Below are 11,890 nucleotides of genomic sequence, written 5' to 3' on the forward strand. Positions count from 1 at the left end.
CCGGGCGGTGGCGGTCTCGGCGGCCGCACGGGTGGCGGACTCGTGGGCGCGCAGCGCGGCCAGCCGGTCGGCCACCAGCGGGGTGAGCGCGGCGACGTCCTCCGCGGCGGCCGCGCGCAGGGCGGCGACGCCCTCCTCGTCCGCGGCCGCGGCGCCGGCGAACCGCGCGGTGCACTCCTGCACCTCGCTGCGGGCCTCGGCGACCGTCCGCTGGGCCTCGCGACGCAGCTCGTCCAGGCGCTGCTGCACCCGCTCGTACACCTCGGTGCCGAAGATCCGCTGCAGCAGCCCCCGGCGCTGCTCGGGGTCGGCCCGCAGGAAGGCGGCGAACTCGCCCTGGGGCAGCACCATGGTCTGCACGAACTGGGCGCGGTCCAGGCCGACGACCCGGGTGAGCTCGGCGCCGGCCTCGTCGAGGCGGGTGGAGAGCAGCTCACCGGGCGGGTCGCCGGCGTCGGGAGGGGCGGCCTCCTCGCGCCGGACGTCGCCCTCGAGCCACGGGTCGCCCGCACGCCCCGGTGCCGGCAGCCCCTCGGGCGCCGCGGTGAGCCGCCACAGCTTCACGGTCGCCTGCTGCTTCGCCCGGCCGGCGCCCCGCTTCTTGGCCCGCTCGTAGGCCGGCGTCCGGCGCACCCGGTACACGCCGGACCCGGTCTCGAACACCAGGTCGACGACCGTCTCCACGTCGTCCGCGGCGAAGGCCGACCGCAGCCGGTCCTCGCTCGCGGAAGCCGACGCGACCTTGCCGTACAGCGCGAACACGACCGCGTCGATGACGGTCGACTTGCCCGCCCCGGTGGGCCCCTCCAGGAGGAACAGCCCCCCGGCGGACAGCGCGGCGAAATCGACGGTGTGCCGCCCGGCGAACGGGCCGACCGCCTGGATCGTCAGGGTGTGCAGCCGCATCAGGCGCTCCGCTCCGCGGCGACGACCTGCTCGTAGGCGCGGCGCAGCACGGCGGCCTCCGCGTCCGTGGGGCGGGTCCCGCTCACGTGCTGCACGAACTCGGCGGCGACCTCGAGCGGGTCCCGCGCGGCGGTCACCTCCGCGACCCGCGGGCCGGCCTCCCGCGCCGGTGGCTGGTGCTGCACCACGAGGGCGTGCGGGAACCGCCCGCGGACCCGGCGGTACAGGTCGGCCGGCCGGTGCGCGTCGGTCACGGTGACCCGCACCCAGTCCTCGACGTGCGGCTCGCCCGCGGCCCCGAGCAGGTCGTCCAGCGGGCCGGCGAGGTCGGTGAGGCGGCGCGGCACGGGGGCCGGGACCAGCCGGACCCCCGGGACGCCGGACGGGCCGAGGTCCACCAGCACGGTCGACTTCGCGTGCCGGGCCTCGGAGAACGAGTAGGCCAGCGGCGACCCCGAGTACCGGAGCACCGTGGGGCCGTCCGCGGCGCCCACCCGCTGCGGGCCGTGCAGGTGCCCGAGGGCGACGTAGTCCACCCCGTCGAACACCGCGGCGGGCGCGTGGTCCACGCCCCCGACCCGGATGTCCCGCTCGGACTCGCTGGCCGCGCCACCGACCACGAACGCGTGCGCGAGCACCACCGACCGCGGTGCAGCCCGGCCGGCCGCGGCGGCCTCGGCCGCTCGCGCCGTCAGGTCGGCGCGCACCCGGTCCATCGCCGCGCCGAGCACGGCGGCGTGCGACCGGGGCAGCGGCCCGTCGGAGCCCGGGCCGGCGAGGGCGTGCCGGGCGGCGTCGGGGTCGAGGTAGGGCAGGCCGTACACGAGCACGTCGTGGCCCTCGCCCGGCAGCACGACCGGCCGCGCGAGGTCGTCGAGGCGCGCGAGCACCCGGACGCGGTCCCGCATGAGGTCCGCGCCGAAGCCGAGCCGGATCGCCGAGTCGTGGTTGCCCGGCGTCACGACCACCGCGGCGTGCTCGGACAGCCGCCGCAGGGCGTCGGACAGCTGGGCGACGGACTCGACCGGCGGGATCGCGCGGTCGTAGACGTCGCCCGCCACGAGCACCGCGTCCACCCGCTCCTCGCGGACGACCTCCACGAGGTGGTCGAGGAACGCCTGCTGGTGCTCGGTGAGGTCGACGCCGTGCAGGGTGCGGCCCAGGTGCCAGTCGGAGGTGTGCAGGAGCCGCATGCCTCGAAACTAGCCGCCCCCACCGACATCCCCGGGCAGCGCCCGCGTCACCTGTGGACGACGGGCGTGGCGCGCGCAGCACCACGCCGCGCGGGCGTGCCGCGGGGCGGTCAGGCGATCGCGCGCTCCGCGGCGGGCTCCGGCTCGAGCGCGAACTCCCCCGCCATGCCCAGCATGTCGAGCTTCTCGAGCACCTGCCGGTGCGGGTCGCGCAGGGTCAGCCCCTGCCCGGTCTCGCCCGCCGCCAGGTTGAGCTGCAGGACGAACGCGAGGCCGGACGAGTCGATGAACGTCACGTCCTGCGCGTCGACGACCACCGGCGCCGGGCTGGCCAGCGCCTGGGCCATGGACGTGCTGGCCTCCGCCCGCAGCGCGCCGTCGACCTCGCCCCACAGCCGGACCACCGTGCGCCCGTGCGCGGCGGTCACGTCGATCCCCCCGACGGGGGCGGGATCCTCGGTCAGGTTCATGTCCTCGTTCTCTCCAAGTCTGCGTGGGGCCGCCCGATCATGGACCCCCCACGACGTCCGCGCATGCGGAACGCGCGCCTGGGGCCCGCGGGGGTACGACCGGTGCGTTCTCCGCCGTGGACAACGCCGCCGCGGGCCGCATCGTTCCCCGATCAGGGGATCAGTTCTTGACCGGACCTTGACCGTCCGGTCGGGATCGCGGGCGCGGGACCGTCAGGCGGCGCCGTCCGGCAGGGGCTCCGTCACGTCCGCCACCGTCGCGTCCAGCACCCGCACCAGGTCGTCGCCGTCGACGCGCGCGCCGACGCCGTGCCCGCCGCCGCCGATCGACGCGGGCCGGCCGGGCACCCGCTCGTCGGCCACGACCGGCCAGGCGCGCAGCGACCCGAACGGCGTGATGGTGCCGCGCTCGTAGCCCGTGACCTCCTGGGCGGTGGCGGCGTCCGGCATGGACATCCGGCTCACGCCGAGCAGCGCCCGGAGCTTGGGCCAGGAGATCGTGCGGTCGCCGGGGACGAGCACGAACAGGTAGTCGTCGTCCCCGCGGCGGACGACCAGCGTCTTGACGATGCCGGACGGGTCGATCCCCCGCGCCGCGGCCGCCTCGGCCAGGGACCGCACCGGGCCGTGCCGGACGATCTCGTGCGCGATCCCGGACTCGGCGAGGGCCCGCGCGGCGCGCTGCTCGCCCTCGCCGGCGGGGGTGTGGTCCTGCTCGCTCGTCATGCCCGCCACCCTACGAGCCGCCGCCGACACGGAGCCGGCCGTCCAGCACCTCGGCCGTCGTCCCGTGCCAGGTCCGGCGCAGCCACCGGTCGTGCGACGCCACCACCACCGCCCCGGGCGCCGTCCGGAGCGCGTCGGCCAGCTCGTCCGCGAGCGCGAGCGAGATGTGGTTGGTGGGCTCGTCCAGCAGCAGCACCTCCGGGGCCTGCGCGACGAGCAGCGCGAGCACGACGCGCCGCCGCTGCCCCACCGACAGCTCGCGCAGCGGGCGGTCGACGTCGCGCGCCGCCACCAGCCCGAGCTCGGCGAGCGGCACCGCGCCCGGGTCGCCGCCCGTGACCAGCTCGTAGACCGCGCGCGGCGTCCGGGCGTCGTCCGCGAGGCCGACGTCCTGCTCGAGCAGCGCCACCCGGACGTCCTGCGCGCGGCGCACCGTCCCGGCGGCGGGCACCAGGTCGCCCGCGAGCAGGTGCAGCAGCGTCGACTTGCCCGACCCGTTGGGCCCGGTGACCAGGAGCGCGGTGTCCCGGTGCACCTCGAGCGCGTCCACCCGCAGCCGGCCGGGCACCTCGGCGCCGTGGACCGCCAGCGCCGCGCCGTCGCCCCGGCCCCCGCCGGTCAGCCTCCCCCGGAACCGCAGCGGGCGCGGCGGCCGGGGCACCGGACCGGCCTCGATCTCGTCCAGCCGGCGCCGCGCGTCGCGGACCCGGCGCGACACCTGCTGCTCCACCCGGTCGCCGGCGCGCCCGTAGGCCATCTTGTTGCGGTCGGCCATCTCCCGGCCGGGCGCCGGCGTGCGCGCCGCACCGCCCTCGCCGAGCGCGGCCCGCAGCCCCGCGACCTCGTCCTGCTCGGCCGCCCAGCGCTCCTGCCACCGCTCGCGGGCGACCTGCCGCGCGCGGCGGTAGTCCGCGTACCGGCCGCCGACCACGCGCGGGCCGCCCAGGACCGGGTCGAGGTCGAGCACCTCCGTGCACACCTCGTCGAGGAACACCCGGTCGTGGCTCGCCAGCACCACGGCGCCGGGCAGCCCCGCGAGCGCGCCCGCCAGGAAGTCCGCGGCGTCGTCGTCCAGGTGGTTGGTCGGCTCGTCGAGCAGCACCGCGCGCGGCCGGCGGACCAGCACCGCCGCGAGCGCGAGCCGCGACCGCTGCCCGCCCGACAGGGTCCCGCTGGGCCGGGCGGGGTCGACGCCGCCGAGGCCCAGGCCCGCCAGCACCCGCTGCGCGCGGGCGTCCGCGTCCCACACGCCGACCGCCTCGGCGCGGGCCAGGGCACGGTCGTAGCGGCCGGCGGCCGCCGGGTCGTCGCCGGCGAGCGCGGCGGCGGCGTCCTCCAGCGCGACCGCCACGGCACGCACCTCCGCGAGCGCCGCGCCCAGCACGTCGTCGACCGTCGCGTCCGGCCCGAACGGCGGCTCCTGCGCCAGGTGGACGAGGTCGGCGGGGCGGTGCACCTCACCGGCGTCCGGCTCCTCGACGCCCGCCAGCAGCCGGAGCAGCGTGGACTTGCCGATCCCGTTCTCGCCGACCAGGCCGAGCCGGTGCCCCGGGTCGACCGCGACGGACAGGTCGGTCAGCACCCGGCGGTCGCCGTACGCGCGGGACAGCCCGACGGCCCGCAGGACGGGCGTGGGTGCGGGAGGAAGTGCGGACACGGGGATCACCACCGGCTGCCGACGCGCGCGGCTCGGGCCGCGGGGGTCGGCGGGGAGTCGGGACGGGGACTCGGGGCCGGTCAGATCCGCATGGTGACGACGGTACGCGGCGAGCGGGCACGGGCGCGAGCGGTTTGCCGCCCGCGCACCGCCGGCGGACGACCGACCCCGCAGGCACGGCATCCACATCGTGAACCCCCACGATCCGCACGCCGGACACCCGCCACCGTCCGGGGCCCGCACCTCCGGCGCGCCCCGACCGCGCCCCACGCGCGACCCCGGAGGTCAGTCCCCCGCCGCTCGCGCGCGCGCACCGACGACCCGCCGTTGCCCGCGGCACACGACCCTTGACCGTCACCCGAACGGGTGACCTACTGGCGCGACGACTGGACGGCCGACCGCAGGACGCACGGGCGGCCGCGATCCCAGGGGGTTCGACGATGCACCCACGTTCCCGGCGCGCAGGCGCGACCGCGGTCCTCGCGGCACTGGCCCTGACCGTGCCCGTCGGGGCCGCCGCGGCGGCCTCGCCCGACGACGATCCCGCGGTCGAGACCGCGGTCACCGAGGCCCTGCAGGAGGGCCGGTCGTTCCCGTCCGACTTCTGGTGGGACGAGTCACCGGACGACACGGCCCGGGCACGCGCGATCCTCCGGCAGATGACCCTCGACGAGAAGGTCAACATGATGCACGGGGAGCTGAACAACTTCTTCGGCTTCTACAACGCCCCGATCGAGCGGGTCGGCATCCCGGCCCTGACCATGGCCGACGGGACCGCGGGCGTGCGGATCGCGAACCCCGACGTCAACGGCAAGCTGTCCACCCAGCTGCCGTCGCCGCTCGCGCTGGCCGCCACGTGGGACGGCTCTCTGGCGCAGGAGTACGGCCGGCTGGCCGGCGACGAGGCACATCGCACCGGGCACAACGTGCTGCTCGGTCCCGCGCTCGACATCGGCCGCGTGCCGCAGGGCGGGCGGAACTTCGAGGGCTTCGGCGAGGACCCGCTGCTGTCCGGGACCATGGCCGCCGCCGAGGTGCGCGGCATCCAGTCGAACCCGGTGATCGCCGACCTCAAGCACTACAACGTCTACACGCAGGAGCAGAACCGGCTGATCGGTGGGAACGCGGTCCTCGACGAGCGGACGCTGCAGGAGATCTACACGCGGCCGTTCGCGATCGCCCAGGCCGACGGCCGTGCCGGCTCGGCGATGTGCTCGTTCAACGGCGTCAACGGCGTCCGGGCCTGCGAGAACGACGAGCTCCTGAACCAGGTCCTCAAGCAGCAGCTCGGCTTCCAGGGCTGGGTGATGAGCGACTACGGCGCCACACCGAGCACGGTGCAGGCGGTCCTGGCGGGGATGGACCAGGAGATGCCCGGCAACTTCACCCCCGACGTCGGGCCCGGCACCTGCTTCTTCTGCGGGCCGCTGCTCGACGCGGTGCGCGCGGGCCAGGTGCCGACGTCGCGGATCGACGACGCGGTGCTGCGCATCCTGCGGCCGATGGTCGCCCTGGGGCTGTTCGACAACCCCCCGACCGTCAGCCCGCTGCCCGAGGACGCGAACTCCGCGTTCGCGCGGCAGGTGTCCGAGCGCGCTTCGGTGCTGCTCAAGAACGACGGCGCGTTGCCGCTCGGCGGGAACGTCGGGTCGATCGCCGTCGTGGGCGCCGACGCCGACGTGGTCGTGCAGGGCGGCGGCTCCTCGCTGGTCAACCCCACGCGCACGATCAGCCCGCTGCAGGGCATCCAGGACCGCGTGGGCGCCGGTGTCACCGTCACGCACACGCCGGGCACCGACCCGGTCACCTCGGCGTCGCTGCTGGCCGGGCCGGACCTCGTCCCGTCGGACTTCCTCACCTCGGCCCTCGGCGACGGCGCGGGGGTGCGCGTCGAGTACTTCGACAGCGCCGACCTCTCGGGCGCTCCCGCGGTGGACCGCACCGAGCCGTACGTCGGCATCAACGGCGGGTTCTACCTGTTCGAGGGCCTGAACTCGCAGTCGCCGCACTTCCCGCTGCAGACGAACGAGCACACGGCGTCGATCCGGTGGACCGGGACGCTCTCCGCCCCGGTGTCCGGGACGTACGAGCTGGCCGCCACGAGCAACGGCACCAGCACCGTCTACCTGGACGACCAGCCGGTGCTGACCACGGGCCCGTCCGGCGACCCCGCCGCCGTCACGACCGCCCCGGTCGAGCTGACCGCCGGCCAGACGTACGCGCTGCGGGCGGAGTACACCAACGACGCCCCCGGTGGCACCGACGCGGGGGCCGCGTTCCGGCTGGGGTGGACCCCGCCGGAGCCCGTCGTCACCCCGGGCGTCCAGGCGGCCGCGCAGGCCGCCCGGTCTGCTCAGGCGGCGGTCGTCGTGGTGCGCGACTACTCCTCCGAGGGCGGCGACCGGCCCGGCCTCGACCTGCCGAACGGGCAAGCCGAGCTGATCCGCCAGGTCGCGGCGGCCAACCCGCGCACGATCGTCGTGCTCGAGGTCGGAAGCGTCGTCCAGACGTCCGACTGGGACCCCGGCGTCGGCGCTGTGCTGCACAACTGGTTCGGCGGGCAGGAGCAGGGCGCCGCGATCGCCGGGATCCTGTTCGGCGACGTCAACCCGTCCGGCCGGCTGCCCGTCTCCATCCCGGTCGACGAGGCGTCCACGCCGGTCAGCGACCCCTCCCAGTACCCCGGCGAGGGTCTCGACCAGCAGTTCAGCGAGGGCATCTTCGTCGGGTACCGCGGGTACGTCGAGAACGGCATCACCCCGCAGTACGCGTTCGGGCACGGCCTGTCGTACACCTCGTACGAGTACACGAACCTGCGCACCGCGGCCGTCCCCGGACCCGAGGGCGGCACGCAGCTGCAGGCCACGGTGGACGTCCGCAACACCGGGGCGGTCGCCGGGACCGAGACCGTCCAGGTCTACGTCGGGAACCTGCCGACCCGCCGGGTCAGCAGCGCGCCGGTGTCCCTGGCCGGCTTCGGCACCGTCGAGCTCGCCCCCGGGGAGACGCGGGCCGTCACCGTGACGCTCAGCCCGGAGTCGCTGTCCTACTGGGACGTCGACCTGGACGAGTGGCGCACGCCGACCGGCACCATCCCGGTCCTGGTCGGGGCGGCGTCCGACGACATCCGCCTCACGGGGCGGCTGGCGATCTCGGACGCCCTGGTGCGCTGAACGACGCGCCGCGACCCGCGCGCGTGCCGTCGAGATCGGTGCTTCCGCCCGAGATCGGTGCCTCCAGGGACCGATCTCGGCGCGAGGTACCGATCTCGACGCACGCGCGGCCGACGCCGGGCCGCGGGCCCGCGGTGATCGCCCTGCGCGAATCGAGATCGCGTCCGCGGGTCGGGTGCGGTGACAATGGACCGCCGATGACAGCCGCCGACCCCACCAGCCCCGCCCCCGCTCCCTCCCCCGGGACCGGCGACGGGAGCGACGCCGCACCCGGGCGCCCTCGACGGCGGCGCGGGGCGCGCGGGCGACGCCCCGGCACCGACGGCCGCGACACCGACCGTCGCGATGCCGGACAGCGCGGCACCGAACCACGCGGCACCGAACCACCCGCCGCCGAGCAGCGCGGCACCGAGCAGCGCGGGTCCGGGGACCGGCCCTCCGGCGGCCCCGACGCCCCCCGCCGCGAGCGCCGCACCGCGCAGGACCCCCGGCGCGGCCGCGAGTCGCGCGCCCGGCGCCTGACGGCCCTCGCGGACGCCCGGCGCGCCGCGGTCCTCCCGCCGGTCGTCTACCCCGAGCAGCTGCCGGTGTCGGCGCGGCGCCGGGAGATCGCCGACGCCATCCGGGACCACCAGGTCGTCATCGTCGCCGGCGAGACCGGGTCCGGGAAGACCACCCAGCTCCCCAAGATCGCCCTGGAGCTCGGCCGCGGCCGTGACGGGCAGATCGGCCACACGCAGCCCCGGCGGATCGCCGCGCGCACGGTCGCGGAGCGCATCGCCGAGGAGCTCGGCACGACGATCGGCGAGCTCGTCGGGTACCAGGTGCGGTTCACCGACGAGTCGTCGGAGCGGACGCTGGTCAAGGTCATGACCGACGGCATCCTGCTCGCGCAGATCCAGCGCGACCCGGAGCTGCGCGCCTACGACACGCTCATCATCGACGAGGCGCACGAGCGGTCGCTCAACATCGACTTCATCCTGGGCTACCTGGCGCAACTGCTCCCGCGGCGCCCCGACCTCAAGGTCGTCATCACGTCGGCGACGATCGACTCGGCGCGGTTCGCCGCGCACTTCGCCGGCCCCGCGGACGACGAGCACCCCGACGGGGTCCCGGCACCGGTCGTGGAGGTCACGGGCCGGACGTACCCGGTCGAGATCCGGTACCGGCCGCTGTCCCCGGACCGGCCGACGGACGACCCCGACGACCTGGAGGCCGACGACGCCCGCCCGCGCGCCGGCTCCCGCGGTGCCGCGCCGAAGGGGGCGAAGACGCCCCCGCCCGCCGAGGACCGCGACCTGATGACGGCGATCTGCGAGGCGGTCGACGAGCTGGCCGGGGAGGGGCCCGGCGACGTCCTGGTCTTCCTGTCGGGCGAGCGGGAGATCCGCGACGCCGAGGAGGCGCTGCGCGGCCACCTGGGCCCGCGGGTGCAGGACACCCGCCGGCCGGACGCCGTCGAGCTGCTGCCGCTGTACGGCCGGCTGTCCGCCGCGGAGCAGCACCGGGTGTTCCAGCCGCACGGCACGCGCCGGGTCGTGCTGGCCACCAACGTCGCGGAGACCTCGCTGACCGTGCCGGGCATCCGGTACGTCGTCGACCCCGGTACCGCGCGCATCTCCCGGTACTCGAAGGCCACCAAGGTGCAGCGGCTCCCGATCGAGCCGATCTCGCAGGCGTCGGCCAACCAGCGGTCCGGGCGGTGCGGGCGCGTCGCCGACGGCATCGCGATCCGGCTGTACTCGGAGGACGACTTCGCGTCCCGGCCCCGGTTCACCGAGCCCGAGATCCTCCGGACGTCGCTGGCGTCGGTCATCCTGCAGATGATCTCCGTCGGCGTGGCGTCCGGGCCGGACGACGTGGCGTCGTTCCCGTTCGTCGACCCGCCGGACACCCGCGCGGTCCGGGACGGCGTCCAGCTGCTGACCGAGCTCGGCGCCCTCGACGCGTCGCAGGGCGCCACCCGGCTCACCGAGACGGGCCGCGCCCTCGCCCAGCTGCCGATGGACCCGCGGCTGGCGCGGATGATCGTCGAGGGCGGCCGCCGGGGCGTCGCGCGCGAGGTGATGATCGTGGCCGCGGCGCTGTCGATCCAGGACCCGCGCGAGCGCCCGGTCGAGCAGCGCGCCCAGGCCGACCAGCTGCACGCCCGGTTCGCCGACCCGACCTCCGACTTCCTGGCGTACCTGAACCTCTGGCAGTACGTGCGGGACGCGCAGCGCGACCTGTCCGGGTCCGCGTTCCGCCGGCTGTGCCGGTCGGAGTTCCTCAACTACCTGCGGCTGCGGGAGTGGCAGGACGTCGTGACGCAGCTCAAGGAGCTCGCGAAGCCGCTCGGCATCACGATGAACCCACCGCGGCGCACCGACCGCGACCTGTCCGAGGAGCGCGACCCGGCGACCGAGGGCCGCGGCGCGCACCGGCTCGAGTGGGACGCCGACCGGGTGCACGTGGCGCTGCTGTCCGGGCTGCTGTCGCAGATCGGCATGCAGGAGGCGTCGGACCTGTCGGGTGCGTCCGCCGCCCGTGGCAAGGGCCGTGGTGACGGCGGGCGGACGCCGGACCGCCGCGGCCGCAACGAGTACCTCGGCGCGCGCGGCGCGCGCTTCGCGATCTTCCCCGGCTCCGGCCTCGCCAAGAAGCCGCCGGCCTGGGTGATGGCGGGCGAGCTGGTCGAGACGTCCCGGCTGTGGGCCCGGGACGCGGCCCGCATCCAGCCGGAGTGGGCCGAGGACCTGGCGCAGCACCTGGTGAAGCGGTCGTACTCCGAGCCGTCCTGGTCGTCCAAGCAGGGCGCGGCGATGGCCCTGGAGCGGGTGATGCTCTACGGCGTCCCCATCGTCACGGGCCGGCGGGTGCTGTTCGGGAAGGTCGACGCCGAGCACGCGCGCGAGCTGTTCATCCGGCACGCCCTGGTCGAGGGCGACTGGACCACGCACCACGCGTTCTTCGCGGAGAACCGCCGGCTGCTGCGGGAGGCCGAGGACCTGGAGGCCCGGTCCCGGCGCCGCGGCCTGGTGGTGGACGACGACGCGCTGTTCGACTTCTACGACGAGCGGATCCCGGACGACGTCGTCTCCGCGCGGCACTTCGACCAGTGGTGGAAGGCCGCGCGCCGCGACGACCCGGACCTGCTGACGTTCACCCGCGAGCTGCTCGTGGCCGACGACGCGGGTGTGGACGAGTCGTCGTTCCCGTCGACCTGGCCGCAGGGCGACCTCGCGCTGCCGCTGACGTACCAGTTCCAGCCGGGCGCCGACGCCGACGGCGTCACCGTGCACGTCCCGCTGGTCGCGCTGGCCCGGGTGCGGCCCGAGGGCTTCGACTGGATGGTCCCGGGGCTGCGCGAGGAGCTCGTGACGGCGACCATCCGCGCGCTGCCGAAGCCGGTGCGCGTGCAGCTCGTGCCCGCGCCGGACGTCGCGCGCGACGTGGTGGGCTGGCTGGACGCGCACACCGCCTCCTGGGAGGACACCGTGCGCGCCGCCGACGCCGCCCCGTCGTACGAGACGGCGTTCCGGCAGGCGGTCCGGGCCCTGCGGGACGTCGACGTGCCGGACGGCTCCATCGACCTCGACCGCCTGCCGCCGCACCTGCGGATGACGTTCCGGGTCGTGGACGACCGCGGCCGCGTGCTCGACGAGGGCAAGGAGCTCGCCGTGCTGCAGCGGAAGCTCGCGGCGCGGACCCAGGACGCCGTGAGCTCGGCCGTGCGGACCGCGGTGCGGGACGCGATGGCGGACGCGCGGGCGCGGTCGGGGGAGC

At 76.1% G+C, this 11,890-nt stretch carries 7 protein-coding genes; 2 read left to right on the forward strand and 5 right to left on the reverse strand.

Annotated features, from left to right (window positions below; genetic code table 11):
* The 5 genes from FA014_RS13790 to FA014_RS13810 all read right to left on the reverse strand — a co-directional run.
* Window positions 1–906 (reverse strand): AAA family ATPase (locus FA014_RS13790; protein WP_154730237.1); only part of this gene is annotated, 906 nt, incomplete at its 3' end.
* Window positions 906–2,099, reverse strand: coding sequence for an exonuclease SbcCD subunit D (locus FA014_RS13795; RefSeq protein ID WP_154730238.1), 1,194 nt, complete (start codon window positions 2,097–2,099; stop codon window positions 906–908). The genes FA014_RS13795 and FA014_RS13790, both read right to left, overlap by 1 nt.
* Before the next feature lie 110 nt (window positions 2,100–2,209).
* Window positions 2,210–2,569 carry an STAS domain-containing protein gene (locus FA014_RS13800; protein ID WP_154730239.1) on the reverse strand — a complete coding sequence of 120 codons (360 nt, stop codon included), beginning with the start codon at window positions 2,567–2,569 and terminating at the stop codon, window positions 2,210–2,212.
* Window positions 2,570–2,782: 213 nt separating this feature from the next.
* Window positions 2,783–3,295 (reverse strand): aminoacyl-tRNA deacylase, encoded by a 513-nt coding sequence (locus tag FA014_RS13805; protein WP_154730240.1) that lies wholly within the window; start codon window positions 3,293–3,295, stop codon window positions 2,783–2,785.
* Window positions 3,296–3,305: 10 nt separating this feature from the next.
* Window positions 3,306–4,952: an ABC-F family ATP-binding cassette domain-containing protein gene (locus FA014_RS13810; RefSeq protein ID WP_230323156.1), complete on the reverse strand. Its 1,647-nt coding sequence runs from the start codon at window positions 4,950–4,952 to the stop codon at window positions 3,306–3,308.
* Window positions 4,953–5,392: 440 nt separating this feature from the next.
* Between FA014_RS13810 and FA014_RS13815 the strand changes: the two genes are divergently transcribed.
* Both FA014_RS13815 and hrpA read left to right on the forward strand, forming a co-directional pair.
* The gene (locus FA014_RS13815) at window positions 5,393–8,125 is read left to right on the forward strand and encodes a glycoside hydrolase family 3 protein (protein WP_154730242.1); all 2,733 of its coding nucleotides are present in this window, start codon (window positions 5,393–5,395) and stop codon (window positions 8,123–8,125) included.
* Window positions 8,126–8,322: 197 nt separating this feature from the next.
* The coding region (gene hrpA, locus FA014_RS13820; protein WP_154730243.1) for an ATP-dependent RNA helicase HrpA at window positions 8,323–11,890 on the forward strand (3,568 nt) is incomplete at its 3' end.

This window comes from Cellulomonas hominis, assembly GCF_005239125.1.
Lineage (GTDB): Bacteria > Actinomycetota > Actinomycetes > Actinomycetales > Cellulomonadaceae > Cellulomonas > Cellulomonas hominis_A.

What these genes read in the sequence shown, in the direction of transcription:
- FA014_RS13795 (WP_154730238.1), bottom strand. Translation starts at nt 2,099, where the DNA reads ATGCGGCTCCTGCACACCTCCGACTGGCACCTGGGCCGCACCCTGCAC.
- FA014_RS13800 (WP_154730239.1), bottom strand. Translation starts at nt 2,569, where the DNA reads ATGAACCTGACCGAGGATCCCGCCCCCGTCGGGGGGATCGACGTGACC.
- FA014_RS13805 (WP_154730240.1), bottom strand. Translation starts at nt 3,295, where the DNA reads ATGACGAGCGAGCAGGACCACACCCCCGCCGGCGAGGGCGAGCAGCGC.
- FA014_RS13815 (WP_154730242.1), top strand. Translation starts at nt 5,393, where the DNA reads ATGCACCCACGTTCCCGGCGCGCAGGCGCGACCGCGGTCCTCGCGGCA.